Raw genomic sequence first — 26,310 nt, forward strand, 5'->3', positions numbered from 1 at the left:
CCACCGACCGCCGCCGCACGAGGAACGACAAGTGGACAAACCACGGCGGTTACCCCACTCGGGTCTGATCGTTGTACAGGTCGGGCCCCCAGGCTGTCACCGCAGCAGCGCCCGCCGCCAGGCACCCCACGACAGGGCCGGCCCCCTGCCGCAGACCCGTTCCCGTGAGGACACCGCATGACCGCGCCGCCCGGCACCCCGCCCCCACCCCCCGCGCCGCCCGAACCCCCCGCGCACCCGCTCGCCGGCGGCCGCCCCGGCCCCGAAGCCCTGCGGCCCCTCCTCGACACCGTCCTCGAAGCCCTGCACAGCGGAGCCGGGGAGCGCCGCGGGCCGATCCCGGCCGGCGGCCCCGACGCCCTCGCGGCCCGCGTCACCGCCGCGCTGGGCGACGTACTCCCCGAAAAGGGCCACGGGGACCACGAGGCGCTGCGGACCCTCGTCCACACCCTCGCCGCGGGCGCCGCCGACCCCGCCGACCCCCTGTGCGCCGCCCACCTGCACGGCCCGCCCCTCGCCGTCGCGGCCGCCGCCGACCTCGCCGCCTCCGCCCTGAACCCCTCCCTCGACTCCTGGGACCAGGCCCCCGCCGCCTCCACGATCGAAGCCCTCCTCACCCGGGCCCTCGCCCGCGAGTTCTACGACACCCCCCGCCCCGACGCCCTCGTCACCACCGGCGGCACCGAAGCCAACCAACTCGCCCTGCTCCTCGCCCGCGAACGCCACGGACCGGGCCTGACCGTCCTCCACGGCGCCAACGCCCACCACTCCGTCCCCCGCGCCGCCTGGCTCCTCGGCCTGCCCACCACCACCTCCCTGCCCACCCCCACCGGCACCCTCGACCCGGCCCGCCTCGCCGAGGCCCTCGCCGCCACCACCGGACCGGTCCTCGTCACCGCGACCGCCGGCACCACCGACGCCGGGCTCATCGACCCCCTCGAACCCATCGCCGACCTGTGCGAGCGCCACGGCGCCGACCTCCACATCGACGCCGCGTACGGCGGCCTCCTCGCCCTCAGCCCCCGCCACCGCCCCCGCCTCGCAGGCCTGGCCCGCGCCCGCTCCCTCACCATCGACCTGCACAAACTCGGCTGGCAGCCCGTGGCCGCGGGCCTCCTCGCCGTCCCCGACACCGCCCTGCTGGCCCCCCTCGCCCACCAGGCCGACTACCTCAACGCCCCCGACGACACCGAAGCGGGCCTGCCCGACCTCCTCGGCCGCTCCCTGCGCACCACCCGCCGCCCCGACGCTCTCAAGATCGCGGTCACCCTGCGCTCACTGGGCCGCGACGGCCTCGCCCGGCTCATCGACCGCACCTGCGAACTCGCCCACCACCTCGCCCGCCTCCTCGACGCACACCCCCGCTTCGAACTCCACGCACCCCCCACCATCAGCACCGTCCTCTTCCGCCCCACCGACACGGACGACACCGACCTCGCCGCCCTGCGCCGCACCCTCCTGCACGCGGGCCACGCCGTACTCGGCCGCGCCACCGCCGACGGCCGCCTCTGGCTCAAGGCCACCCTGCTCAACCCCCACACCACCCCACGGGACCTGGACCTCCTCGTCACCCTCCTGGAAGGCAGCAGCCACCGATGACCGCCCAGCTCGATGCACCCCACGACCTCGTCGGAATCGGCATCGGCCCCTTCAACCTGTCCCTCGCAGCCCTCGCCCAGGGCCTCCCGGACCAGGGAGCCGGCGAACTCGCCACCGCCTTCTACGACCAGCGCCACGACTTCCGCTGGCACCCCGGGCTGCTCATCGACGGGACCACCCTCCAAGTCCCCTTCCTCGCCGACCTCGTCACCCTCGCCAACCCCACCAGCCCCTGGACCTTCCTCAACTACCTCCGGCACAAGGAAAGGCTCTTCCCCTTCTACTTCGCCGAGCAGTTCCACATCCAGCGCGCCGAGTACGACGCCTACTGCCGCTGGGTCGCCGGACGCCTGCCCGGACTCCACTTCGGCCACCAGGTCGACGCCGTCCGCTGGAACCCCGAACGCGACCTCTTCGAAGTCGACTACACCCAGCTCGACACCGACGGCGAAGCCGTGGCCCTCGGCCGCACCCACACCCGCAACCTCGCCCTCGGCATCGGCACCGCCCCCTACGTCCCCGAACCGCTGCGCCCCCTCGCCGACGCCCCGACCGTCCCCGTCATCCACTCCGCCGACTACCTCGACAACCGGCAGCGCATCCTCGGCGCCGAACACGTCACGGTCATCGGATCCGGCCAGTCCGGAGCCGAGGTCTTCCTCGACCTGCTCCGCTCCCGCCCCGCCGGCCGCGAACGCCTCACCTGGCTCGCCCGTACGCCGTCCTTCGCGCCCATGGAGTACTCGAAGCTCGGCCTCGAACACTTCACGCCCGACTACACCCGCTACTTCCACGCCCTGCCCGAACCCGTACGCGACCAGCTCGTCCCCGCGCAGTGGCAGCTCCACAAGGGCATCGACGCCGGCACCATCGCCGCCATCCACGAGGAGCTCTACCGGCGCACCCTCGACGGAGGCTGGCCCGACACGGTCCTGACCCCCGGCGTCAGCGTCCGCACCGCCGGCCGCGTCGCCACCACCAAGGTCGAGCTCCACCTCGACCACGCCCAGCAGGGCACCCGCTCCCGGCTCACCACCGACGCGGTCGTCCTCGCCACCGGCTACCGCGAGCGCCCGCTCACCAACCTCCTCGCCGGCCTCGACCCCTACCTGCGCAAGGACTCCTCCGGCCGGCCCCGGATCGACGAACGCCACCGCATGCTCCTCGACCCCAGCGTCACCGGCAGCATTTTCGTCCAGAACGGCGAACGCCACAGCCACGGCGTCGGAGCCCCCGACCTCGGACTCGCCGCCTGGCGCAGCGCCGCCATCCTGAACACCCTCACCGGCAAGGAGCCCTACCCGCAGCCCGCCCGCACGGCCTTCACCACCTTCGGCCTCGAACAGCGGGAGCACACCCGCCCCCGCCCGGCGGGCGAACTCCGCCCCCTCGTCGACCACCCCTGAGCGGGCCCGCCGTCCGGTGACCGAACCCCGCCCCCGCACGCCGCGAGGCCGCCACTCGGGGCGGGAACGTTGCCGGTACAACCATCAGCACAGGCCGAACGTCTCTTCTGCCGAAGAAACGTTTCCAGGGGGTTTTGTCTGTGAAGTTTTCCCGGATCGCCGCAGCGGTGACCACCGCCGCCCTTGCTCCGGCCGTCCTCATGGCCTCACCGGCGCTCGCCGCCGGCTCCGAGGCCCCGGCCGCCGGCAAGCAGCCGGCGCCCACCGCACCCGACCAGGCCGTGCCCGACCACACCGCGCCCGACCAGGCCGAAGAGGACCGAAAGACCATCCTCGCGATCATCGCCGACCCGATGGCCAGCGAGTACATGCAGAACGCCGGCCGCAAGGCCATCGCCGACGGCCCGCAGGCCATGCGGAAGTTCATCGAAGTCGACCAGCACAAGATCCGCATGGACGACTACCGCATCGCGATCCTCCGCCTCCTCCCGGACGCCGGACCCGGCCTGAAGACGGGCATCAACAAGGTCCTCGACGACGGCGACACCATCGAAAAGCTGCGCCACTTCTACGACGTCACCCAGCACGAGCTGCGCGACGACGACAACAAGGTCGAGATCTCCCGACTGATCGGCACCGGCGGCCCGGCCGTGAAGGAAGCCGGCAAGAAGGCGCTGAAGGGCACCCCCGCCGACCGCACCCGGTTCCTGAAGACCGGCCGCTTCCTCGCCCAGGCCTCGGACGACCTGGTCGAGCTGGCCCGCATCGACGAAAGCTGGGACGGCCCGATCCTCAGCGAGGCGATCAGCAAGCTCATGAACGGATCGCCCACCCCGGCCGAGCTGCGCCACTTCCTGGAAGTGACCCAGTACGAGCTGCGCGACCAGGACAACCGCGTCACCATCGCCAAGATCATCGACGGCGGCGGTCCGGAACTCGTCAAGGCCGGCCGCGCCGCGCTCGCGGGCACCGCCGCGGACCGGGCCGAGTTCCTCAAGACGGGCCAGCACGAGGCCCGCGCCAAGGACAAGGCCGCCAAGGACAAGGAGAAGCCCACCCCCGGCAAGGACGGCAAGGACGGCAAGGACGGCCAGGAACAGGGCGACGGTTCCGGTACGGGCTCCGGTACCGGCGCCACGACCACCGGCAACACCGCCACCACCGCCCAGGGCCGGAGCGGCGCCCCCCTCGCCACCACCGGCGCGGGCGACCACACGACCCTGATCGCGGGCGGCGCGGGCACCGCCCTCATCGCCGGCGCCGGACTGCTGCTCGCCGCCCGGATGCGCCGCGCCGGCGCCGAAGGCTGACCGGACCCGCACCACCGGGGCGGCCGGCCGCGACACACACGGCCGGCCACCCCGCCCGGGCCAGGGGGCGTCGTCCCTAGAACACGGCAACCCCCGCACGGGTCAGCTTCCAGTCCACGGAAGCGAACTGCGCCGGGTCGATCGTGCCCTTCGCCTTCACCCACTGGATGATCGTGTTGCGGATCTCCTCCGAGTTCGCCCACAGCTGCTTGGCCTGCGGCACGTGCGGGAAGTTCCCCCCGCCCGACGCCCGGTAGTTGTTCACCGCCAGCACGAACCGCGCCGCCGGATCCACCGGCTTGCCCTGGAACGACAGCCCGGAGATCCGCGAACCGGCCGGCTGCGCCACGTCGATGTCGTACGTCACCCCGTACACGGCGTCGTAGTTGTAGTCCGGGATGTTCTCGGCGTTCGTCAGCTTCGCCGGGTCCACCGGCGCGCCCGCCGCCGTCTGCACGTAGTACCGCGCCGAGAACTCCAGGTAGTCCTTCAGCTGCGCACCCGTCAGCAGCCGCGCCTCAAGGGTGTTCTCGAACGGGTACAGGCCCGCCGCGTCCTTGATCGTCACCTGCCCGGCCGGTATCGCGGCCGTCCGGGAGAAGCACGACGCCTGCGACAGCACCGGCAGCGCCGCCCACTCCGTACCGGCCAGCGCACCCTTCACCGTCTCCGCCTGCACGTGGCTGATCAGGTCGATGATCGCGACGTCCTTGACCGGGCCCTCCGCCGAGGACATCGCCTGCGTCGACGTGCCGATCACCTGATTGACGTACGCCACGACCTTGCGGTGCTCGTCCGAGAGCAGCCGGGTGATCTTCGGGTCCTCGGCGACCGTGTTGGAGTTCAGCACCTGCGCCGACACCTTCGCCACCGACCAGCAGCCCTTCGACCAGGTCAGTTCGAAGTCGAACAGCGTCAGGCGCTGCCCCCACTTCAGCGGCTCCGACAGGACCACGTCCTTGCCGGTCGCCTTGTTCTTCACCCGGTACTCGGGGATCTCCGTGTGCGCGTGCCCGACCAGGATCGCGTCGATCCCCGGCACCTGCTCCGCCACCAGACCCGCCGCGTTCTCGATGTACGGCAGCTGGTCGCCGTACGAGGACGTGCCGCTCGAACCGGAGTGCGCGGACACGATCACCACGTCGGCGCCCATGGAGCGCAGCTTGGGCACGTACTTCGCCGCCTGCTCCTCCAGACCGGGGAAGGTCATCTTGCCCTGGACGTTCGCCTTGTCCCAGATGGCGATGCCCGGGTTCGTCAGCCCCAGCACCGCCACCTTCACGTCCCGACCGCAGGGCGTGCGCAGCTTGTGCATGCTGTACGGCGCGAATGCCGGGCGCAGCGTCTTGGCGTCCAGCGCGTTCGCCCCGAGCAGCGGGAAGTCGCACTGCTCCTCGAACTTGCGGAGCACCGGGATGCCGTAGTTGAACTCGTGGTTCCCGAGCGCCGCCGCGTCGTAGCCGATCGAGTTCATCGCCTGCGCCATCGGGTGCACGGGCCCGCGCCGCGCGGTGATCGGGTCCACCTTCGCGTAGTAGTACGACAGCTGCGTGCCCTGGATCGTGTCTCCGGCATCGATCAGCAGGGTGTTGCGGCGCCCCTTCTGCGCCCGCACCTGGTTCACGAGCGTCGAGATCTTCGCGAGGCCGACGTCGTTGTGCGCCTTGTCGTCGAACTCCTTGTCGGTGAAGTAGTCCCAGTTGAAAACGTTTCCGTGCAGATCGGTCGTACCCATCACCGTGAACGAGTACGTCTGCTGCCGCTGCTGCGCGGACGCGGACGCGGACGCCTCGGCCGCGGCCGCCGGAGTGCCGGCGGCCCCCGTCAGCGCGACGGCCGCACCCGTCGCGGCCGAAGTGCCCAGAAACTTCCTACGGTCGAACGCCATGCCATCTCCCCTAATCGGCGTGAACAACGCGCGTAGATTCTGACCGATGGGTTCGAGGCGCAACACCCCCGCCCGGTGCGGATGTCTTGACGCGCCACCGGCATGAGCCTTCAATCAAGCATTGAACTAAGGCAGTTGAGGTGAATCCCCCCACGTGAAGTGATGTGATGTCATGCCCATGCGCACCGCCTGGCGCCGCCGCACCGTGCTCGGCGCCCTCGCCCTGCTCTGCTGGAGCGGCCTCGCCGCCCCGCCCACCGGCGCCGCGGAACCCCCCACGACCGCAGCCGCGGCCGCCGCGGCAGCCACCTTCTCCGACGAATTCGACGGCCCGGCCGGAGCGGCCGCCGACCCCGGGAAATGGCAGACCGAGACCGGCGACAACGTCAACAACCACGAACGCCAGTACTACACGGCGGGCAACCGCAACGCCGCCCTCGACGGCCAAGGCCACCTCGTGATCACCGCCCGCCGCGAGAACCCCGCCGACTACACCTGCTGGTACGGCCGGTGCGAGTACACCTCCGCCCGGCTCAACACCTCCGGCCGCTTCACCCAGGCCTACGGACACGTCGAAACCAGACTCAAGGTCCCGCGCGGCCAGGGAATGTGGCCCGCGTTCTGGATGCTCGGCAACGACATCGGCCAGGTCGGCTGGCCGAACTCCGGCGAGATCGACGTCATGGAGAACGTCGGATTCGAACCCTCCACCATCCACGGAACCATCCACGGACCCGGATACTCCGGCTCCGGCGGCATCGGCGCCGCCCACACCCTCCCCGCCGGCCAGGCCTTCGCCGACGCCTTCCACACCTTCGCCGTCGACTGGGCCCCCGACTCCATCACCTGGTCCGTCGACGGCACCGTCTACCAGCGCCGCACCCCCGCCGACCTCGGCGGCCGCACCTGGGCCTTCAACAAGCCGTTCTTCCTCATCCTCAACCTCGCCGTCGGCGGCTACTGGCCCGGCGACCCCGACGCCGGCACGAGCTTCCCCCAGCAGCTCGTCGTCGACCACGTACGGGTCACCACCTCCGACACCGGAACCGGCCGCACCGGCCCGATCACCGGCCTCGCCGGCAAATGCGTCGACGTCGCCGGCGCGAACACCGCCAACGGCACCCCCGTCCAGCTGTACGACTGCAACGGCACCCCCGCCCAGCAATGGACCCTCGCCGCCGACGGAACCCTGCGAGCCCTCGGCAAATGCCTCGACGTGACGAGCGGGGGCACCGCCGACGGCACCCCCGTACAGCTCTACGACTGCAACGGCACCCCCGCACAACGCTGGGCCCTGCCCGCCGCCCGCGACATCGTCAACCCGCAGGCCGACAAGTGCCTCGACGTCACCGGCAACAACCCGGCCAACGCGACCCGCCTGCAGATATGGACCTGCGGCGGCGCCCCCAACCAGAAGTGGAACCTACCGAACTAGAGGGTGCCCCTCCCCGGACCGTGCCGGGCCCGCGCCGACCGGCGCGGGCCCGGCACGATCCGCCCCGCCCCACCCGCCACGCCCCGTCTCGCCGCCGCTCCACGCCCGGCCGCCGCTCCACGCCCGGCCGCCGCGACGCGCTGGCAACACCCACACGCCACAGCCCCGAAGACAATGCGACAGTGAAACCATGACCCAGGACTCCGCACCCCAGCCCTACGGAACCCCCGAAGTCCCCCGCCTCGCCGTACGCGGCGAAGCCCGCCTCGAAGTCGACCCCGAAATCGCCCGCATCGGCATCACCGTCACCGCCCGCGGCACCGACCGGCGCACCGCACTCGAAGACCTCACCCGCCGCAACAACACCGTCCTCGACCTCGTCAAGAGCTACGGCGACGCCGTCGAAAAACTCGAAACCGGCGCCTTCTCCATCAACCCCGAACTCACCCGCCACGGCCGCGCCGAACGCATCCGCGCCTACCACGGACGCGTCCACGTCACCGCCGAACTCAGCGACTTCACCGCCCTCGGTGAACTCACCACCCGCCTCGCCGACCTCGAACTCACCAGCGTCGACGGCCCCTGGTGGGCCCTGCGCCCCACCTCACCCGCCCACGGCGAAGCCCGCCGCCAAGCCGTACTCGAAGCCGTCCAGCGCGCCCGCGAATACGCCGGCGCCCTCGGCGCCCAACTCGCCGCCCTCGTCGAACTCGCCGACCTCGGCGCCGAAAACGCCCCCGCCTACCCGCCCGCCCCCGGCGGCGGCATGCGCACCATGGCCTTCAGCGCCTCCGAGGAAACCGCCCCGCCCCTCGACCTCGAACCCCAGCGCCAAACCGTGTACGCCCAGGTCAACGCCCGATTCACCATGACCCCGCCCCAGCTGTGAACACCCCCGCCCCGGACCCCGGGGGCACCCGCGCCTGGACGCTGCAGCCCCTGCGCGCCGACCACGCCCCCGCCCTCCTCGACTTCGAACGCCGCAACCGCGCCTACTTCGCCCGTACCGTCCCCGACCGAGGCGACGCCTACTTCACCGAGTTCGCCGACCGCCACCGCGCCCTGCTCGCCGAGCAGGAGACCGGCCTGTCCCGCTTCCACGTCCTCATCACCCGCGAGGGCGACCTGGCGGGCCGCGTCAACCTCCTGGACATCGAGGACGGCAGCGCCGAACTCGGCTACCGCATCGCGGAAAACGCCGCCGGCCGCGGCCTGGCCACAGCCGCCGTCGCCGAAATCTGCCGCGTCGCGCAGACCGCGTACGGGCTCGTCCGGCTCACCGCCGTCACCACCCTCGACAACCCCGGCTCCCTCACCGTGCTCCGACACAACGGATTCACCCAGGTGGAAGCCATGACCGTCGACGGCCGTCCCGGCATCCGCCACGAGCGCCCGCTGACCCCCGCGAACTGATCGAAAAACGCGCACCGGCATACCCCCGGGGGTGCTCATCAGAGCACCCCCATGCACATTCAACATTTGTCAACAACCTTTCGCCCAAAGGTTGTTGAGTGGACACCCGGAACCAATTTCCTACTGCCTGGTAGGGGCATACGCTCGCCCCATGCGCCGAGCAAAAATCGTATGTACCCTGGGCCCCGCCACCGACTCATACGACCAGATCAAAGCCCTGGTCGAAGCCGGAATGGACATCGCCCGCCTCAACCTCAGCCACGGCACCTACGCCGAACACGAGGAGCGCTACCAGCGCGTACGCAAAGCCTCCGACGAAACCGGCCGCAGCGTCGGGGTCCTCGCAGACCTTCAAGGCCCGAAGATCCGCCTCGGCCGATTCGCCGAAGGCCCCGTACTCCTTGAACGCGGCGACGAATTCACCATCACCGTCGAAGACCTCGAAGGCGACCGCCACACCTGCGGAACCACCTACAAGGGCCTCGCCGCCGACGTCACCACCGGCGAACGCATCCTCGTCGACGACGGCCGCGTCACCCTCGAAGTCACCGGAGTCGACGGCCCCCGCGTCCAGACCCTCGTCATCGAAGGCGGCATGGTCTCCGACCACAAGGGACTCAACCTCCCCGGCGTCGCCGTCTCCGTCCCCGCCCTCTCCGAAAAGGACATCGACGACCTCCGCTGGGCCCTGCGCACCGGCGCCGACGTCATCGCCCTCTCCTTCGTCCGCAGCGGCCGAGACATCGAAGACGTCCACCGCATCATGGACGAGGAAGGCCGCCGCCTCCCCGTCATCGCGAAGATCGAAAAGCCGCAAGCCGTCGAAAACATCGACGACATCGTCGCCGCCTTCGACGGCATCATGGTCGCCCGCGGCGACCTCGGCGTCGAAATGCCCCTCGAACAGGTCCCCATCGTCCAGAAGCGCGCCGTCAAACTGGCCAAGCGCAACGCCAAGCCCGTCATCGTCGCGACCCAGATGCTCGACTCGATGATCGACAACTCCCGGCCCACGCGCGCCGAAGCCTCCGACGTGGCCAACGCCATCATCGACGGCACCGACGCCGTCATGCTGTCCGGCGAGACCAGCGTCGGCAAATACCCCATCGAGACGGTCAAGACGATGTCCCGCATCGTCGAAGCCGCCGAAGAGGACATCCTCGCCAAGGGCCTGCCCCCGCTCACCGAACGCAGCAAACCCCGCACCCAGGGCGGAGCCGTCGCCCGCGCAGCCGCCGAAATGGGCGACTTCCTCGGCGCCAAGTTCCTCGTCGCCTTCACCCAGAGCGGCGACACCGTCCGCCGCCTCTCCCGCTACCGCTCACCCATCCCCCTCCTCGCCTTCACCCCCGACCCCGCCACCCGCTCCCAGCTCAACCTCACCTGGGGCGTCGAAACGTTCCTGGGCCCCCACGTCGACTCCACCGACGCCATGGTCGCCCAGGTCGAGGAAGAACTCCTGCGCATCGGCCGCTGCGTACGCGGCGACGTCGTCGTCATCACCGCCGGCTCGCCCCCCGGAGTCACCGGCTCCACCAACCTGGTCCGCGTCCACCACATCGGAGACCCGGTCCGCTGACGCTGCGCCTCACCCCGCGTCGGGCCCCGTCCCGCCCGACGCGGCCACGGCCTGCGGCCCGCGCCGCCTAGTACTTCGGCCTGACGTGCGCGTCCATGAGGGCTACGGAGGCCTTGCGGGCGACGGAGACGTTGTACGGCTGCCCATGGCGCGTGCAGTTCGTCCAGACGACTCCGAGTCGATCGAGCGTGTCCGTGAACAGCCTCCGGATGTCGTCGGAGACGTTGGTGAACCAGTAGCGGGGGTACTCGTACCGTTTCCCGTTGCGCACGGTCCAGTTGGTCAACCGGCATCCGTCGGAGTGGATCAAACCCCGGACGAACTCCCAGGGGTGCTGATCCACGATCTCTTGCTGCCAGGGCGCCAGGGCTATGGCGCGCTCGTGTTTCCTGCCGGGGCCGTGCTGCGGGAACATGCAGGGCAGGTGGGTCGAGTAGACCTTGATGTTGTGGGCCCCCTTTACGCGGACCCGGCACGTCGCATGGAGGGGGAACACCGCCTTGAGCGCCGCCTCCGCCTCGTCCTGGATGCCGGGCCAGTGGTCGTCCAGGGTGATCATGAGGCTCCAGGTTCGGTGACCGGAGTAGCGGCTGATATGGCCGTCGCCCAAATAGAGGCCCAGAAGGTACGCGTAGGCAAGACGGTCCAGAGGCACACCGTCACACCGAGCGCAGTCGCGCGCGCGTTGGCCCGGGCACTCGCCACGTTTGGCTCGGTCCTTGTGCTTCCAGTAGCCGATTGTGCCGAGGGGTACGTTCAGCTGTCGGGCCACGTCGGCGTTCTTGGTTCCGCCGCGCAGGAGGGAGAGGGCCGCTTGCCGTATTTCGAGGCTGTGGAACTCCATGAGTCAACTGTGTGTCACCGCTCATGGCCGTGCGTAGCAAAAAGCGAACGTTCACGCGAAGGTGAACGTCCGCTTTTCGGACAGGTACCGGGTGCGGGATTCGAACCCGCACGTCCTTTCGGACAGATGTGTTTGAGACATCAGCGTCTGCCATTCCGCCAACCCGGCAAGGTTGCTGGTCGGAGTGTACCCGGTGACCATCCTCGACTTCAGCTAGGTAGGCTCATCCAAGCAGCACCGCCCCGCACCGAGGAGCCATCGTGACCGCCGAGCACGAGTCGACGCCCACGCCCGACGCCGACCAGTCGCACGTTCCGCCGCTGACGACGCGCGTCGTCATCGCCGAGGACGAGGCGCTCATCCGTCTCGACCTCAAGGAGATGCTCGAAGAGGAGGGCTACTCCGTGGTCGGCGAGGCCGGGGACGGGCAGACGGCCGTCGAGCTGGCCCGGGAGCACCGGCCGGACCTGGTCATCCTGGACGTGAAGATGCCCGTCCTGGACGGGATCTCCGCGGCCGAGAAGATCGCGGAGGAGTCCATCGCCCCCGTACTGATGCTCACCGCGTTCTCGCAGCGCGACCTCGTCGAGCGGGCGCGGGACGCCGGGGCCATGGCGTACCTGGTGAAGCCGTTCAGCAAGAGCGACGTCGTGCCGGCCATCGAGATGGCCGTGTCGCGGTTCGCGGAGCTGAAGGCGCTGGAGAAGGAGGTCGCGGACCTCTCGCTCCGGCTGGAGACGCGCAAGCTCGTGGACCGGGCCAAGAGCATCCTGCAGACGCAGTACGGGCTGACCGAGCCGGCCGCGTTCCGGTGGATCCAGAAGACGTCGATGGACCGCCGCATGTCGATGCAGCAGGTCGCGGAGGCGGTCATCGAGGACGCCGAGGAGAAGAAGAACGCCGCGAAGTAGTTCGTGCGTACGTGCGTACGTACGCGTGAGGCCCGCCACCGTTTCCGGTGGCGGGCCTCACGCGTGTACGGGGGAGCTCAGTCCTCGCCGAGGTAGGCCTTGCGGACGTCCTCGTTGTGCAGGAGCTCCTGGCCGGAGCCGCTGAGCACGATCTTGCCGATCTCCATCACGTGGGCCTGGTCGGCCAGCGAGAGGGCGGCCTGGGCGTTCTGCTCGACGAGCAGGATGGTGGTCCCGGTGGCCTTGAGTTCGGCGATGGTCGCCATGATCTTCTGCATCATGAGGGGGGAGAGGCCCATGGAGGGCTCGTCCAGCATGAGCAGCTTGGGGCGGGACATGAGGGCCCGGCCCATGGCGAGCATCTGCTGTTCGCCGCCCGAGAGGGTGCCGGCGGCCTGCTTTCGGCGTTCGCCCAGGATGGGGAACATCTCGTAGGCGCGCTCGACGTCCTTTTCGATGCCCTCTTTGTCGGTGCGCAGGAAGGCGCCGAGCTGGAGGTTTTCGGCGATCGTCAGCCGGGGGAAGATGTGGCGTCCCTCGGGGGAGTGGGCGAGGCCCAGGGAGACGATCTTGTGGGCGGGGACCTGTGCGAGCGGCTTGCCGTCGAAGGTGACGGTGCCGCCGACGGGCTTGAGGAGGCCCGAGAGGGTGCGCAGGGTGGTGGTCTTGCCGGCGCCGTTGGTGCCGACGAGGCAGACGATTTCGCCCTCGTTGACCTCGAACGAGATGCCCTTGACGGCTTCGATCTTGCCGTAGGCGACCTTGAGGTCCTTGACCTCGAGCAGTGCGGTCACTTGGCCTCTCCGTCCGTGCTGGTGGTGCTGTCCGAGTCGGCGGACGAGTCGGCGGCCGGTTCGGCGTCCGCCGCCGGTTCGGCGTCCGTGGCCGGCTCGGTGGCCGGCTCGGTGTCCGGAGCCGCGTCGGTTTCGGCTGCCGCCGGTGCCTCGGCCTCGGCTGCCGCCGGTGCCTCGGCCTCGGCTTCTGCCGGTGCCTCGGACTCCGCCTCCGCCTCGGTTTCGGCCGCCGCGTTCTGCTCGGCGGCTTCGACCGCGGCGTCCTCGGCCGCGCCCGGGTCGCCCTCGAAGGGCTCTCCGAGGTAGGCGGCGATGACGCGTTCGTCGCCCTGGACCTCGGCCGCGGTGCCCTCGATGAGCTTCTCGCCCTGGACGAGGCAGGCGACGCGGTCGCAGAGGTTGAAGATGAAGCGCATGTCGTGCTCGATGACGAGTACGGCGATGCCCATGTCCCGGATGGCGAAGATGAGCTCTTCGGCCGCGCGGGTCTCCTGCGGGTTCATGCCGGCGGTGGGCTCGTCCAGGAGGATGAGGCCGGGGTCGCTGGCGAGTGCGCGGGCGATCTCCAGCTTGCGCTGCTCGCCGTAGGGGAGGTTCTTGGCGAGGTGCTGGGCCTTCTTCTCCAGGCCGATGAACTCCAGGAGCTCCATCGCCCGTGCCTCGCTGGCGGCTTCGGCCTTCTTGAAGCCGGGGCCGCGCAGGAGGGCGGACCAGAGGCCTTCCTTGGTGCGGGTGTGGCGTCCGACGAGGACGTTCTCCAGCACGGTCATGTTGTGGAAGAGCCGGATGTTCTGGAAGGTGCGGGCGATGCCGGCGCTGGTGACCAGGTGCGGCTTGGGCGGCAGGACCGTGCCCTTGTAGCTGACGGTGCCCTCGGTGGGGACGTACAGCCCGGTGAGGCAGTTGAAGAAGGTGGTCTTGCCGGCGCCGTTGGGGCCGATGAGACCGACGATCTCGCCCGCGTTGACCTTGAGGTCCACGCCCTTGACGGCGGTGAGGCCGCCGAAGCGCATGGTGACGCCGCTGGCTTCGAGGACGGTGGTCGCCGTGGTGGTGGTGTCTGTGGTGGTGGTCATGGTGTTCACGCACCCGCCTTGGCGGTGGCCAGGTCCGCGGGGGCCTGGTCAGTCGTCTCGTCGTCGTGGTATTCGAGCTGGGCGCGCTTGTTGGCGATGAGGCCTTCGGGGCGGAAGCGCATGAGCAGGATGAGGGCGATGCCGAAGGCGAGGAGCTGGTAGTCCTGGAGGAAGGCCAGCTTCGCCGGGATCAGGAACAGCAGTGCGGCGCCGAGGATGGGGCCGCGGATGGTGCCCATGCCGCCGAGGATGACGGCGGCGAGGAGGAACGCGGAGTTCGGCGGGACGGGCCCGGCGAAGACGTAGTTCTCGGGGACGACCGTGCTGTTGACGTGTGCCTGCACCGTGCCGGCGAGGCCGGCGAGGGTGGCGCCGAGGGCGAAGGCGATGAGCTTGACCTTGAAGCCGTTGATGCCCATGGCTTCGGCGGCGGTCTCGTCCTCGCGGATGGCGACCCAGGCGCGGCCGATCCGGCTGTTGCCGGCGCGGGCGAAGACCAGGATGACGAGCGCCATCACGAGCAGCATCAGGAAGTAGTAGTTGGCGTAGGCGCCGAGGACGATGCCGCCGACGTTGTGCGACTCCCCGAAGTTCCACCCGAAGAGTTCGAGGTGGGGGATGTTGGGGATGCCGTTGGGGCCGTTGGTGATGTCCGGGCCGGAGGTGCCGTCGAGGTTGCCCATGGCGATGCGGAAGATTTCTCCGAAGCCGAGGGTGACGATGGCGAGGTAGTCGCCGCGCAGGCGCAGGGTCGGGGCTCCGATGACCACGCCGAAGATGAGCGAGGCGAGGGCGCCGACGATGACCGCTGCCCAGAAGGGGAGCTGGAAGCCGAAGGCGGAGGCGGTGCTTCCGGAGACCAGGGCCGCGGCGTAGGCGCCGACGCCGAGGAAGGCGACGTAACCGAGGTCGAGGAGGCCGGCGAGGCCGACGACGACGTTGAGGCCGAGGGCGACGGTCGCGAAGATCAGGATGTTCACCGCGATGAGCGTGTACGTGTCGCCGCTCTGCTGGATGAACGGGAAGGTGATCGCGGCGGCCGCGCTGCCGATCAGGGTGACCTGGCGGTTCTTCGCGGTGATGGCGCTGAACCGGTCGAGGAGTCCCGACTTGAGCAGGGCGAGGGCCGCGGCGCCGACGGTGATCAGGTAGGCGACGAAGAGCTGGGGCTCCTTGTCGTCGGTGTCGATGCCGTAGGTGACGACGTAGAGGCCGAGGGCGAAGACGCCGACGATGATGAGGATCTCGGCCCAGGAGGGCAGCTTCTTGGCGGGGGCCGCCTTGTGGCTGTCGTCGGTGAGCTTGAGGGAGAGCAGGGCCGGGATGAGCGAGCCCACGAAGGCGGCGTAGGCGCCGGGTTCGAGGTGGACGACGCCGCCGAGTACGACGGTGATGGCGACGACCGTGAATCCGGTGGCCAGGAAGTTGCCGAAGGCCAGGAACTGGATGGCCTTGCGGGAGCCCGTGGGGGCGAGCCAGCCGAGGCCCTTCACGCCGAGCGCGGAGAGCGCGTAGAGGAGGGTGAGGACGGCGCCGGCGAGGCTGACGAACTGGATGGGGGCCGGGCTGCCGTAGTAGGTGAGGTCACCGGGGAACTCGGAGGTCCAGGTCCAGGCGAGGAAGGCGCTGACGACGGTCAGCAGGCTTCCGCCGATGATCCCGTAGCGGAGTGCGGTGCGGGAGAGGCCGGCGCTGACGCTGGCTTCGCCTTCGAGCGGGAGGGTTGCTTCGTTGGTCATGGTTCTCACGCCCGATCCGCGACGCGCTCACCGAGCAGGCCTTGTGGCCGCACGAGGAGGACGACGATGAGGAGTACGAACGCCCAGACGTTGGACCAGGCTCCACCGCCGAGCTGCGACATGCCGGGGATGTCTTCGATGTAGGCGATCGACAGGGCTTCGGCGAGGCCGAGGACGACGCCGCCGACCATGGCTCCGTAGATGTTGCCGATGCCGCCGAGGACGGCTGCGGTGAAGGCCTTGAGGCCGAGGATGAAGCCCATCTCGAAGTTGATCTGGCCCTTGTCGAGGCCGTAGGCGACGGCGGCGACGGCGGCGAACGCGGCACCGATGGCGAAGGCCATGACGATGATGCGGTCGGTGTTGATGCCCATCAGCTTCGCGGTGTCGGGGTCCTGCGCGGTGGCCTGCATGGCGCGGCCGCTGCGGCTCTTCTGGACGAAGATGCCGAGGGCGAGCATGCAGAGCGGGGCGAGGATGAGGACGAAGAGGTCCGCGCGCTGGATGGCCAGGCTGTCGGTGATCTTGAAGGCTTCGCCCTTGAACTCGGGGAAGCTGACGGCCTTCTTGGCATCCGGGTAGAACTGCCAGACGAGCTGCTGGAGCGCGATCGAGAGGCCGATTGCGGTGATGAGGGGGGCGAGCCGGGGAGCGCTGCGCAGGGGACGGTACGCGAAGCGTTCGGCTGCGGTGGCTACGGCGACGGAGGCGAGTGCGCCTCCGACGATCATGACGGGGATCGCGATCAGCAGGGAGGTGCCGGTCGGGAGTGCGGCGTAGGCGGTGAGCGCGCCGAAGCCGCCGATCATGAAGATCTCGCCGTGGGCGAAGTTGATGAGCTGGACGATGCCGTAGACCATGGTGTACCCGATGGCTATGAGGCCATAAAGGGCACCGAGGGCAAGGCCGTTGGCCAGCTGTTGCGGCAGTTCGTGCACCGCAGGGCCTCCGATGAGCGTGTCGGATAAGACTCCGCGCGAGGGCGCTGTTGCGCCCTCGCGCGGTGGGTTTGGTTCAGGTGCGGCTGGTGATGCGGGGGTCCTACGGGATTACTGGTTGAACGTGTCGCTCTTGACGTCGATCCACTTGCCGCCCTCGACCTTGTAGACCGTGAGCTGCTTGTTGGTGGTGTCGCCGTACTCGTCGAAGGCGACCTTGCCGGTCACGCCCTCGAAGGACACCTTGCCGAGGGCCTCGACGACCTTGGCGCGGGCGTCGGTGGGGAGCTTGCCGCCGTTGGCGGCGACGACGGCCTTGACCGCCTGGACGACGGACCAGCCGGCGTCGTAGGAGTAGCCGCCGTACGCCGCGTAGGGGTCCTTGTAGCCGCCGGCCTGGTAGTCGGCGATGAAGGTCTTGGCGGTGGGCAGCTTCTCGACCGGGTAGCCGATCGAGGTGGAGAGGTCGCCCTCGTTGGCCTCGCCGGAGGCGGTGATGAAGGCGGGGTCCTGGATGCCGTCGCCGCCCATGAGCGGGATGTTGGCTCCGGCCTTCTTGATCTGGTCGGCGAGGAGGCCGCCCTCGGGGTACTGGCCGCCGAAGTAGACGGAGTCGGCGCCGGAGGCCTTGACCTTGTCGGCGGTGGAGGAGAAGTCGGTCTCCTTCACGGTGACGTGGTCGGTGCCGACGACCTCGCCGCCGAGCTTCTTGAACTCGTCGGAGAAGATCGCGGCGAGGCCGGCGCCGTAGGTCTGCTTGTCGTCGACGACGAAGACCTTCTTCTTGCCGGCGTCCTTGAAGAGGTACTGGGCGGCGAACTTGCCCTGGACCACGTCGGTGGCGGCGGTGCGGAAGTAGGTCTTGAAGGGGCGCTTGAACTCGCCCTTGCCCCAGTTGTCGCCCTGGCTGAGCGCGGGGTTGGTGTTGGCGGGCGAGACCTGCGCGAGGTTGGCGGAGGCGAAGACGCCCTGCATCTGCTGCGCGACGCCGGAGTTCAGCGGGCCGACGACGCCGACGACGTCCTTGTTGCCGACGAGCTTGGTGGCGTTGGCCTGGCCGGAGGCGGGGACCGCCTGGTCGTCGAGGGCTTCGACCTTGAACTCGATGCCGGGGACCTCGTTGTTCTTGTTGGCCGTCTTGGCCGCGAGGTCCACCGAGTTCTTGATGCCCTGGCCGAGCGCGGAGAGCGAGCCGGTGAGGGGGGCGTCCACGCCGATGACGACGACGGTCTTGGAGCCGTCGGCCTTGTCCCCGCCCTTCGCCTCGTCGCGCGAACCGCAAGCGGTGAGGGTCAGTGCTCCCGTGGTGATCACGGTGGTGAGGACGAGCAGAGAACGGTGTCGCACGATTCTTCCTTTCCCTGGCGCGGCCCCCTCATATGAGGTGCCGTTGGGTCGCCGGGCCGCACTGGGATGTCCACGGCCGTGCTGGGTTGCGCCCTGCGGCGCGGTGACTGGCCGTGACTCTAGGCCGAGGTGGCGAGTGCGGGGAGCGGGGAAAGGATGATGTGACTGTCTTGTTATGCCGAGGCCAAGAATGTGTGGCCGGAGTGCGGACAACTCGGGCGTTTGGCTACTTCGGGGAATGTCCGCATGGTGAGAATTCCCTGTTCCCCTAAGGGGCTTGAGGGGTCCATGCTCCTGTCATTGATCAAAAGGGGCATGTTGTCGCTGGCTGTGTCCGAAAGAATCCGGCGGGTGGCATTCCGGAGGGGAAAAACGGGATTCTGTGGGGCGTCGGAATTACTGAGGGTAATTTTCGCCCTTGATCCACTCCGGGTGGATCGATCTTGGTCCGGGGTGTGGAGGGCTTCCGACCTGCGGATCGGGTCCGCGTCGCCGGGCGACCGGAAGTCGGACAGCGCACGCGGGATTCCGGTCATCCGGGCGGGCTGGGGGGCCGCCAGTTCTCGGAGCTCCAGGTTGCCCCGTTCTGTTCGGCGCAGCGCTGCGCGACGAACCGGTCGACGAGCTCAAGTGCCTTGTCCAGACCGGCAGTTCGCTCCTCCGTGCGGCCTGCGGCGACAGCTTCCTCGTGGATCTTGTACTGGTCGTTGGACATGCCCTTCTGCTCCCAGTCGAGGCCCGCCCACTTGCCGCCCTTGAGGGCTTCTTTCGCCCAGTAGGACACCAGACTTGTGCAGATCTGTGCGGGCGAGGAGGGGCTGGAAACGGGCGTTGGCGTGGTCCGCGGGGCGGGTGGGGCGGATGTGGAGCATCCGGACAGGGTGAGTGCCGTCAGGAGTGCGGCTCCACCGCAGCGGGCCGCGATGCGTGGCTGGGTGCCCATGAAGGGAAGGTAGGCCGTCACCTTCGGTGACACAACAGTCGTCGCGGGGCCGGGCGTGGACTGGCGGATTCCGGGCGGTTGCCGGGCCCGTACGCGCCGGGACGCGGCTCGCAGGGTGCTTGCGGCCCGGCCCGTACGCGCCGCAGGCCCGGCTCCGGCCCCTTGTGCGGGGCGGGATCCGGGCCTGCGGAGCTCGGCCGTCTGGCGCCCGGTCTGCGGGCTCGGCCTGCGGGCGGTCAGGCCCCGGCGGCGGCCGGGTCCGCGTCGCGGAGCAGGCAGGTCAGGCGGGCGGTGCACACGCGCCGGTCCTGTTCGTCGCTGATGACGATCTCGTACGTGGCGGTGGAGCGGCCGCGGTGTACGGGGCTCGCGACGCCGGTGACCAGGCCGGACCGCACGCCGCGGTGGTGGGTGCAGTTCAGGTCCACGCCGACGGCGATCTTCTTGATGCCGCCGTGCATCATGGCGCCGACCGAGCCGAGGGTCTCGGCGAGCACGGCCGAGGCTCCGCCGTGCAGCAGCCCGTACGGCTGGGTGTTGCCCTCGACGGGCATGGTGGCGACGACCCGCTCGGCCGAGGCCTCCAGGATGCGGATGTCCATCCGCTCGCCGAGGTGGCCCGCCGAGAACAGCGAGGGCAGGTCGATGCCCAGGGCCGCGTACTCGTCGAGTACCTCCTGCGGGAACTTCACCGTGTGCTGCTGGCCCATGGGCAGGCTCCGTATCTGTGTCAACGCTCGTTAACCGTCTTGTCCTGAGGTCGTTCTATCAGGCCGGTTCGAAGCGCACGACGACGGACTTGCTGGCGGGGGTGTTGCTGGTGTCCGCGGTGGAGTCGAGCGGGACCAGCACGTTGGTCTCGGGGTAGTAGGCGGCCGCGCAGCCGCGGGCGGTCGGGTAGTGCACGACGCGGAAGCCGGGCGCGCGCCGCTCGACGCCGTCCTTCCACTCGCCGACCAGGTCGGTGTACGAGCCGTCGGCGAGCCCCAGCTCCGCCGCGTCCTCGGGGTTGACCATGACGACGCGGCGGCCGCCGGTGATCCCGCGGTAGCGGTCGTCGAGGCCGTAGATGGTGGTGTTGTACTGGTCGTGGCTGCGCAGGGTCTGCAGGAGCAGGCGGCCCTCGGGGACCCGGGGGTACTCGACGGGCGCGGCGGTGAAGTTGGCCTTGCCGGTCTTGGTGGGGAAGCGGCGCTCGTCGCGCGGGCCGTGCGGGAGGCGGAAGCCCTCGGGGCGGGACGCGCGGGCGTTGAAGTCCTCGAAGCCCGGGACGACGCGCGAGATCCGGTCGCGGATGGCCGCGTAGTCCTTCTCGAACTCCTCCCACGGGGTCCCCGACGCGTCGCCGAGGACGGCGCGGGCCATGCGGGCGACGATCGCGGGCTCGGAGAGCAGGTGCGGGGAGGCGGGGGCGAGGTTGCCGCGGGAGGCGTGGACCATGCCCATCGAGTCCTCGACGGTGACGAACTGCCTGCCGGAGGCCTGTACGTCCTTGTCGGTGCGGCCGAGGGTGGGCAGGATCAGGGCGCGCCGGCCGGTGACCGCGTGGGAGCGGTTGAGTTTGGTGGAGACGTGGACGGTCAGGGAGGCGCGGCGGATCGCGGCCTCGGTGACGTCGGTGTCGGGGGTGGCTCCGACGAAGTTGCCGCCCATGGCGAAGAGGACCTTGGCCTTGCCGTCGCGCAGGGCCTCGATGGAGCGGACGACGTCGTAGCCGTGGCCGCGCGGCGAGGTGATCCCGAATTCGCGGTCGAGGGCGTCGAGGAAGGCGGGCGCGGGGCGCTCGAAGATCCCCATGGTGCGGTCGCCCTGCACGTTGGAGTGGCCGCGGACGGGGCAGACGCCGGCGCCGGGGCGGCCGATGTTTCCACGGAGCAGCAGGAGGTTGACGACCTCGCGGATGGTGGCGACGGAGTGCTTGTGCTGGGTGAGGCCCATGGCCCAGCAGACGATGGTGCGCCGCGAGGCCAGGACCATGGCCAGCGCCTGCTCGATCTCGGGGCGGGTGAGGCCGGTCGCGGTGAGGGTCTCGTCCCAGTCGGCTTCCGCGGCGGCGGCCGCCAGCTCCTCGTAGCCGTGGGTGTGCTCGCGGATGAATTCCTCGTCGGTGGCGCCCCCGGTCTCGATGACGAGCTTGTTGAGGAGGCGGAAGAGGGCCTGGTCGCCGCCGATGCGGATCTGCAGGAAGAGGTCGTTGAGGGCGGTGCCCTTGAGCATGCCGACCGGGGTCTGGGGGTTCTTGAACCGCTCCATGCCGGCCTCGGGCAGCGGGTTCACCGAGATGATCTTCGCGCCTGCGGACTTGGCCTGCTCCAGGGCGGAGAGCATGCGCGGGTGGTTGGTGCCCGGGTTCTGCCCGGCGACGATGATCAGGTCGGCCTGGTGGAGGTCTTCGAGGTTGACGCTGCCCTTGCCGATGCCGATCGTCTCGTTCAGTGCGGAGCCCGAGGACTCGTGGCACATGTTCGAGCAGTCGGGCAGGTTGTTGGTGCCGAACTCGCGGGCGAAGAGCTGGAAGAGGAACGCGGCCTCGTTGCTGGTGCGCCCCGAGGTGTAGAAGAGGGCCTCGTCGGGGGAGTCGAGGGCGCGCAGCTCCTCGGCGATGATCTCGAAGGCCCGCTCCCAGGGGATCGCCTGGTAGCGGTCCGCGCCTTCCGGCAGGTACATCGGCTCGGTGATGCGGCCCTGCTGGCCCAGCCAGTAGCCGGAGCGGCCGGCGAGGTCGGCCAGGGGGTGCCCGGCGAAGAAGTCCGGGGTGACCCGGCGCAGCGTGGCCTCCTCGGCGACGGCCTTGGCGCCGTTCTCGCAGAACTCGGCGGTGTGCCGCTTGTCGCCCTCGGGCCAGGCGCAGCCGGGGCAGTCGAAGCCGTCCTTCTGGTTGACCTTGAGCAGGGTGCGCGCGGTACGGGCGACGCCCATCTGCTGCTGCGCTATCCGCAGGGTGTGCCCGATGGCGGGCAGGCCGGCGGCGGCGTGCTTGGGCGGTGTGACCTGCGGTGCGTCCTGCACCGGATCACCTGTGGGCGGCTTGGTCGCCATCGCGCTCCCCTTCGAGCGTACGTACGTGTGCAGCACGTGTGGCCGCGTCCTTCGATCCTTGCACGGTCCACGGAAACAGGGGAGGGCGGTCCGCGCGCGCACCGGGTTCCGGGCGGGTGCGCCGGGGGCGTCCGGCGGGGCGTGTGCGCCGGGGGAGGCGAGGGGCCGGAATTGTCGGCGGGGCCGCCTAGGATCGGGGGCGTGGCAGAGAACGCATCGAAGAAGACCGACCAGCCGACCGCAGCGGACCGCCCCCGCCTGATGCTCATGGACGGGCACTCCCTGGCGTACCGGGCGTTCTTCGCGCTGCCCGCGGAGAACTTCACGACGGCGACCGGGCAGCCGACGAACGCCATCTACGGCTTCGCGTCGATGCTGGCGAACACGCTGCGCGACGAGGCGCCCACGCACTTCGCCGTGGCGTTCGACGTCTCGCGCAAGACGTGGCGCTCGACGGAGTTCCCCGAGTACAAGGCGAACCGTTCCAAGACCCCCGACGAGTTCAAGGGACAGGTCGAGCTGATCGGCGAGCTCCTGGACGCCATGAAGGTGCCGCGGTTCGCGGTCGACGGCTTCGAGGCCGACGACGTGATCGCCACGCTGGCGACGCAGGCGGAGGCCCTCGGCTTCGAGGTCCTGATCGTCACCGGCGACCGGGACTCCTTCCAGCTCGTCTCCGAGCACACCACCGTGCTGTACCCGACCAAGGGCGTCTCCGAGCTGACCCGGTTCACCCCGGAGAAGGTCGAGGAGAAGTACGGTCTCACCCCGCAGCAGTACCCGGACTTCGCGGCGCTGCGCGGCGACCCCTCGGACAACCTGCCGGGCATTCCGGGCGTCGGCGAGAAGACGGCCGCCAAGTGGATCACCCAGTTCGGGTCGTTCGCGGAGCTCGTCGAGCGGGCCGAGGAGGTCAAGGGCAAGGCCGGGCAGAACTTCCGGGACCACCTGGAGGCCGTGAAGCTCAACCGGGTCCTGACCGAGATGGTCAAGGACGTCGAGCTGCCCAAGGCCGCGGGCGACCTGGAGCGCCTGCCGTACGACCGCTCCGCCGTCACCGGCGTGCTGGACGTACTGGAGATCCGCAACGCCTCGCTGCGCGAGCGGCTGCTCGCCGTGGACCCGGGCGCCGCCGAGGAGGAGGCCCCGGCTCCGGCCGCCGGCGTGGAGCTGGACGCGACCGTGATCGGCGCGGGCGAGCTGGCGCCGTGGCTGGCGGCCCGCGCGGGCGAGCCGCTGGGCATCTCCACCGTGGACAGCTGGGCGCTGGGCCAGGGCAATGTCAGCGAGATCGCGCTGGCCGCGGCCGGCGGGGCCGCCGCCTGGTTCGAGCCGTCCGTGCTGGACGAGGCCGACGAGCGGGCCTTCGCGGCCTGGGCCGCCGACCCGGCGCGCCCCAAGGTGGTGCACAACGCCAAGGGCCTGATGCGGGTCTTCCCCGAGCACGGCTGGAGCCTCGACGGCGTCACCATGGACACCGCGCTCGCCGCCTACCTGGTCAAGCCGGGCCGGCGCTCCTTCGCGCTGGACGTGCTGTCCAACGAGTACCTGCACCGCGAGCTGCAGCCCGCCGCGGCCGACGGTCAGCTGGCCTTCGGAGCCGACGAGACCGCCGAGGCGGAGGCCCTGATGGCGCAGGCCCGCGCCGTCCTGGACCTCGGCGAGGCCTTCACCGGCAAGCTGGAGGAGGTCGGAGCCACCGAGCTGCTCCACGACATGGAGCTGCCCACCTCGGAGCTGCTGGCCCGGATGGAGCGGGCGGGCATCGCCGCCGACCGCGACCACCTGGAGGCCATGGAGCAGCAGTTCGCCGGAGCCGTGCAGCAGGCGGTGAAGGAGGCGCACGCCGCGGTCGGGCACGAGTTCAACCTCGGCTCGCCCAAGCAGCTCCAGGAGGTGTTCTTCGGCGAGCTGGACCTGCCGAAGACGAAGAAGACCAAGACCGGCTACACCACGGACGCGGACGCGCTGGCCTGGCTGGCCACGCAGACCGACCACGAACTCCCGGTGATCATGCTCCGCCACCGGGAGCAGGCCAAGCTGCGCGTCACCGTCGAGGGCCTCGTCAAGACGATCGCCGCCGACGGCCGGGTGCACACCAGCTTCAGCCAGACCGTCGCCGCGACCGGCCGCCTGTCCTCCACCGACCCCAACCTGCAGAACGTGCCGGTGCGCACCGACGAGGGCCGGGCCATCCGCCGCGGTTTCGTCGTCGGCGAGGGCTTCGAATCCCTCATGACTGCCGACTACAGCCAGATCGAGCTGCGCGTCATGGCGCACCTCTCCGAGGACGAGGGCCTGCTGGAGGCGTTCACCTCCGGCGAGGACCTGCACACCACCGTCGCCTCCCAGGTCTTCTCCGTAGAGCGCGACCAGGTCGACGCCGAGATGCGCCGCAAGATCAAGGCCATGTCCTACGGCCTGGCGTACGGGCTGTCCGCCTTCGGCCTCTCCCAGCAGCTGAACATCGACCCCGCCGAGGCGCGCGGCCTGATGGAGACGTACTTCGAGCGGTTCGGCGGGGTCCGCGACTACCTGCACCGCGTGGTCGAGGAGGCCCGGGCCACCGGGTACACGGCGACGGTCTTCGGCCGCCGCCGCTACCTGCCCGACCTCAACAGCGACAACCGCATGCGCCGCGAGTCCGCCGAGCGGATGGCGCTGAACGCCCCGATCCAGGGCACCGCGGCCGACATCGTCAAGGTCGCGATGCTGCGCGTGGACAAGGCGATCACCGGGGCCGGGCTGAAGTCGCGGATGCTGCTCCAGGTCCACGACGAAATCGTGCTGGAGATCGCCCCGGGCGAGCGCGAGAAGGTCGAGGAGCTGGTGCGCCGCGAGATGGCCGCCGCCGTCGAACTCCGCGCCCCGCTCGACGTGTCGGTGGGCGTGGGCGCCGACTGGGAGTCCGCGGCGCACTGAGGCCCCGAGGGCACCAGGGCCCAGGGCCCTGAGGCCATGTGGCCATGAGGCCACGAGACCACGATGCCCCGGGAACACGTTCGCCGGACGCCCGTCCCCCCGCAGGCCGCTACGCGGTGGGGACGGGCGTTCGCGCGTCCTCCTCCGTACGGGACGGCTCGCGCCGGCGCGCGAGGAGCCGTACGAGGACCCCGTACAGCAGCAGGCCCACGGCGAGGCCGCCGCCCGCGCCGAAGCAGACCGTCGGAATGATGTCGAGCGGGGTGCGGATCCGGTCGAAGAACGTGAAGAAGCGCAGCACGCGCATCGTCACCCCGACGGCCACGCACACCCCGACCAGCGCGACCGCGCCCAGCAGTTCGGCCCGCCCGAGCACGGGCACGGCCGCGGGAGCGGCGGAGTCGGGCAGGCGGCGCACGGCGGTCACCGTGAACCAGAGCAGGGCGCAGGCCGCGAGCGCCGAGGTCCCGTACTGCACGTAGGTGTAGAGGGGAAGCCCGTTCGCGAACGGCTCGCCGAGCACGGGCAGCGCGTCCGTCCCCCACCGGTGCGGGTGCGTGAAGCTGTCCCAGACCACGTGCGTGAGGGAGCCGGCCACCGCCGAGAGGTAGAACCACATCGCGACCCGCGCCGGGCCGCGGCCCCGCCAGTCCTCACCCCGTACGAAGGCGTACATCCGGCCCTGGCGGCGGCGCGGCAGGAGCGCGACCAGCGGTTCGCGCAGCAGCAGCCAGCACGCCGCGAGCGCGGCGGTCAGCACGGCGTCCGCCGTGAACACCCCGGGCAGCGAATGCGCGAACGCGCCGTACGCCCACACGCCCGAGACGACGGCGTCCGCGAAGTAGAACGTATCGGGTGCGAACGAACCGAGGACCAACGCCGACGCGATCAGCGGCCCGCGGGCGCGGCCCGCCCGGCGGACGGCCGGCAGAACGGCCGCCGCATGGCTGAGGGTGAACGGCATGACACCTCTTCCTTACTTCGGGCCAATGCGCCCCGAACGGTCCGGACAGTATGCGCGAGCTGCCCGGCAGGTGGGGAAGTGGTGAAATCCGGGCGCCGATCGGTGCAGGTTGAAGGGAGTTGACGTAAGGTCACGCCGACGTCGAGGGGGAGGGGACCCGGCT

General features: G+C 70.2%; 20 protein-coding genes and 1 tRNA gene. 9 read left to right on the forward strand and 12 right to left on the reverse strand.

Translation table 11 applies throughout. The features are described 5' to 3' along the window. Positions 1-177: 177 nt before the first annotated feature. The 3 genes from ACFYXV_RS27260 to ACFYXV_RS27270 all read left to right on the forward strand — a co-directional run bounded on the left by ACFYXV_RS27260 (position 178) and on the right by ACFYXV_RS27270 (position 4,315). Complete coding sequence (locus ACFYXV_RS27260; RefSeq protein WP_389384271.1) at positions 178-1,599, forward strand: pyridoxal phosphate-dependent decarboxylase family protein; 1,422 nt, start codon at positions 178-180, stop codon at positions 1,597-1,599. Continuing rightward, positions 1,596-3,005 carry a lysine N(6)-hydroxylase/L-ornithine N(5)-oxygenase family protein gene (locus ACFYXV_RS27265; protein ID WP_385475347.1) on the forward strand — a complete coding sequence of 470 codons (1,410 nt, stop codon included), beginning with the start codon at positions 1,596-1,598 and terminating at the stop codon, positions 3,003-3,005. Before ACFYXV_RS27260 ends, ACFYXV_RS27265 begins: the two co-directional genes overlap by 4 nt. A gap of 140 nt (positions 3,006-3,145) precedes the next feature. Then, positions 3,146-4,315, forward strand: coding sequence for an ALF repeat-containing protein (locus tag ACFYXV_RS27270; protein ID WP_389384272.1), 1,170 nt, complete (start codon positions 3,146-3,148; stop codon positions 4,313-4,315). Between the two features lie 76 nt (positions 4,316-4,391). Here the strand turns inward: ACFYXV_RS27270 and ACFYXV_RS27275 are convergent, their stop codons facing one another. Then, positions 4,392-6,203 (reverse strand): bifunctional metallophosphatase/5'-nucleotidase, encoded by a 1,812-nt coding sequence (locus tag ACFYXV_RS27275; protein ID WP_389384273.1) that lies wholly within the window; start codon positions 6,201-6,203, stop codon positions 4,392-4,394. 172 nt (positions 6,204-6,375) lie between these two features. Between ACFYXV_RS27275 and ACFYXV_RS27280 the strand changes: the two genes are divergently transcribed. The 4 genes from ACFYXV_RS27280 (at position 6,376) to pyk (ending at position 10,630) form a co-directional block, all read left to right on the forward strand. Next, on the forward strand, positions 6,376-7,638 hold the full coding sequence (locus ACFYXV_RS27280; protein WP_389384274.1) for a ricin-type beta-trefoil lectin domain protein: 1,263 nt from the start codon (positions 6,376-6,378) through the stop codon (positions 7,636-7,638). 190 nt (positions 7,639-7,828) lie between these two features. Beyond that, the gene (locus tag ACFYXV_RS27285; protein ID WP_385475354.1) at positions 7,829-8,527 is read left to right on the forward strand and encodes an SIMPL domain-containing protein; all 699 of its coding nucleotides are present in this window, start codon (positions 7,829-7,831) and stop codon (positions 8,525-8,527) included. Then, positions 8,524-9,051, forward strand: a complete 528-nt coding sequence (locus tag ACFYXV_RS27290) for a GNAT family N-acetyltransferase (RefSeq protein ID WP_389384275.1) — start codon at positions 8,524-8,526, stop codon at positions 9,049-9,051. The genes ACFYXV_RS27285 and ACFYXV_RS27290 overlap by 4 nt, the downstream gene beginning before the upstream one ends. Positions 9,052-9,202: 151 nt before the next feature. Beyond that, positions 9,203-10,630 (forward strand): pyruvate kinase, encoded by a 1,428-nt coding sequence (pyk, locus tag ACFYXV_RS27295; protein ID WP_385475358.1) that lies wholly within the window; start codon positions 9,203-9,205, stop codon positions 10,628-10,630. A 67-nt stretch (positions 10,631-10,697) separates the two neighbouring features. Here the strand turns inward: pyk and ACFYXV_RS27300 are convergent, their stop codons facing one another. Together ACFYXV_RS27300 and ACFYXV_RS27305 are read right to left on the reverse strand one after the other, a co-directional pair. Beyond that, positions 10,698-11,474, reverse strand: coding sequence for a helix-turn-helix domain-containing protein (locus tag ACFYXV_RS27300; RefSeq protein WP_389384276.1), 777 nt, complete (start codon positions 11,472-11,474; stop codon positions 10,698-10,700). 85 nt (positions 11,475-11,559) lie between these two features. Then, positions 11,560-11,642: transfer RNA gene (locus tag ACFYXV_RS27305), tRNA-Leu, on the reverse strand. Positions 11,643-11,734: 92 nt separating this feature from the next. Between ACFYXV_RS27305 and ACFYXV_RS27310 the strand changes: the two genes are divergently transcribed. After that, positions 11,735-12,385 (forward strand): ANTAR domain-containing response regulator, encoded by a 651-nt coding sequence (locus ACFYXV_RS27310; RefSeq protein ID WP_030155829.1) that lies wholly within the window; start codon positions 11,735-11,737, stop codon positions 12,383-12,385. Between the two features lie 77 nt (positions 12,386-12,462). Here the strand turns inward: ACFYXV_RS27310 and ACFYXV_RS27315 are convergent, their stop codons facing one another. The 8 genes from ACFYXV_RS27315 to ACFYXV_RS27350 form a co-directional block, all read right to left on the reverse strand. Next, on the reverse strand, positions 12,463-13,179 hold the full coding sequence (locus ACFYXV_RS27315; protein ID WP_048477793.1) for an ABC transporter ATP-binding protein: 717 nt from the start codon (positions 13,177-13,179) through the stop codon (positions 12,463-12,465). Next, complete coding sequence (locus ACFYXV_RS27320) at positions 13,176-14,255, reverse strand: ABC transporter ATP-binding protein (protein ID WP_389384277.1); 1,080 nt, start codon at positions 14,253-14,255, stop codon at positions 13,176-13,178. Before ACFYXV_RS27320 ends, ACFYXV_RS27315 begins: the two co-directional genes overlap by 4 nt. Positions 14,256-14,260: 5 nt before the next feature. Beyond that, positions 14,261-15,994: a branched-chain amino acid ABC transporter permease gene (locus ACFYXV_RS27325; protein ID WP_389384278.1), complete on the reverse strand. Its 1,734-nt coding sequence runs from the start codon at positions 15,992-15,994 to the stop codon at positions 14,261-14,263. 5 nt (positions 15,995-15,999) lie between these two features. After that, entirely contained in the window at positions 16,000-16,932 is a 933-nt protein-coding gene (locus tag ACFYXV_RS27330; protein WP_030155821.1) for a branched-chain amino acid ABC transporter permease, read from the reverse strand. Between the two features lie 111 nt (positions 16,933-17,043). Beyond that, complete coding sequence (locus ACFYXV_RS27335; RefSeq protein ID WP_383347276.1) at positions 17,044-18,279, reverse strand: branched-chain amino acid ABC transporter substrate-binding protein; 1,236 nt, start codon at positions 18,277-18,279, stop codon at positions 17,044-17,046. A 532-nt stretch (positions 18,280-18,811) separates the two neighbouring features. Continuing rightward, the gene (locus ACFYXV_RS27340; protein ID WP_383347273.1) at positions 18,812-19,063 is read right to left on the reverse strand and encodes a hypothetical protein; all 252 of its coding nucleotides are present in this window, start codon (positions 19,061-19,063) and stop codon (positions 18,812-18,814) included. A gap of 395 nt (positions 19,064-19,458) precedes the next feature. Continuing rightward, complete coding sequence (locus ACFYXV_RS27345; protein WP_383496662.1) at positions 19,459-19,932, reverse strand: PaaI family thioesterase; 474 nt, start codon at positions 19,930-19,932, stop codon at positions 19,459-19,461. Positions 19,933-19,990: 58 nt separating this feature from the next. After that, positions 19,991-22,261 (reverse strand): FdhF/YdeP family oxidoreductase, encoded by a 2,271-nt coding sequence (locus tag ACFYXV_RS27350; protein ID WP_389384279.1) that lies wholly within the window; start codon positions 22,259-22,261, stop codon positions 19,991-19,993. 201 nt (positions 22,262-22,462) lie between these two features. Here ACFYXV_RS27350 and polA point away from each other — a divergent pair, with 201 nt between their 5' ends. Continuing rightward, positions 22,463-25,183 (forward strand): DNA polymerase I, encoded by a 2,721-nt coding sequence (polA, locus tag ACFYXV_RS27355; protein ID WP_385472805.1) that lies wholly within the window; start codon positions 22,463-22,465, stop codon positions 25,181-25,183. 109 nt (positions 25,184-25,292) lie between these two features. Here the strand turns inward: polA and ACFYXV_RS27360 are convergent, their stop codons facing one another. Then, the gene (locus ACFYXV_RS27360; RefSeq protein ID WP_385472802.1) at positions 25,293-26,147 is read right to left on the reverse strand and encodes a DUF4184 family protein; all 855 of its coding nucleotides are present in this window, start codon (positions 26,145-26,147) and stop codon (positions 25,293-25,295) included. Positions 26,148-26,310: the final 163 nt, after the last annotated feature.

This window comes from Streptomyces sp. NPDC002181, assembly GCF_042890485.1.
Taxonomy (GTDB): domain Bacteria; phylum Actinomycetota; class Actinomycetes; order Streptomycetales; family Streptomycetaceae; genus Streptomyces.

What these genes read in the sequence shown, in the direction of transcription:
- ACFYXV_RS27260 (WP_389384271.1), top strand. Translation starts at nt 178, where the DNA reads ATGACCGCGCCGCCCGGCACCCCGCCCCCACCCCCCGCGCCGCCCGAA.
- ACFYXV_RS27265 (WP_385475347.1), top strand. Translation starts at nt 1,596, where the DNA reads ATGACCGCCCAGCTCGATGCACCCCACGACCTCGTCGGAATCGGCATC.
- ACFYXV_RS27275 (WP_389384273.1), bottom strand. Translation starts at nt 6,203, where the DNA reads ATGGCGTTCGACCGTAGGAAGTTTCTGGGCACTTCGGCCGCGACGGGT.
- ACFYXV_RS27280 (WP_389384274.1), top strand. Translation starts at nt 6,376, where the DNA reads ATGCCCATGCGCACCGCCTGGCGCCGCCGCACCGTGCTCGGCGCCCTC.
- ACFYXV_RS27285 (WP_385475354.1), top strand. Translation starts at nt 7,829, where the DNA reads ATGACCCAGGACTCCGCACCCCAGCCCTACGGAACCCCCGAAGTCCCC.
- pyk (WP_385475358.1), top strand. Translation starts at nt 9,203, where the DNA reads ATGCGCCGAGCAAAAATCGTATGTACCCTGGGCCCCGCCACCGACTCA.
- ACFYXV_RS27300 (WP_389384276.1), bottom strand. Translation starts at nt 11,474, where the DNA reads ATGGAGTTCCACAGCCTCGAAATACGGCAAGCGGCCCTCTCCCTCCTG.
- ACFYXV_RS27320 (WP_389384277.1), bottom strand. Translation starts at nt 14,255, where the DNA reads ATGACCACCACCACAGACACCACCACCACGGCGACCACCGTCCTCGAA.
- ACFYXV_RS27325 (WP_389384278.1), bottom strand. Translation starts at nt 15,994, where the DNA reads ATGACCAACGAAGCAACCCTCCCGCTCGAAGGCGAAGCCAGCGTCAGC.
- ACFYXV_RS27345 (WP_383496662.1), bottom strand. Translation starts at nt 19,932, where the DNA reads ATGGGCCAGCAGCACACGGTGAAGTTCCCGCAGGAGGTACTCGACGAG.
- ACFYXV_RS27350 (WP_389384279.1), bottom strand. Translation starts at nt 22,261, where the DNA reads ATGGCGACCAAGCCGCCCACAGGTGATCCGGTGCAGGACGCACCGCAG.
- ACFYXV_RS27360 (WP_385472802.1), bottom strand. Translation starts at nt 26,147, where the DNA reads ATGCCGTTCACCCTCAGCCATGCGGCGGCCGTTCTGCCGGCCGTCCGC.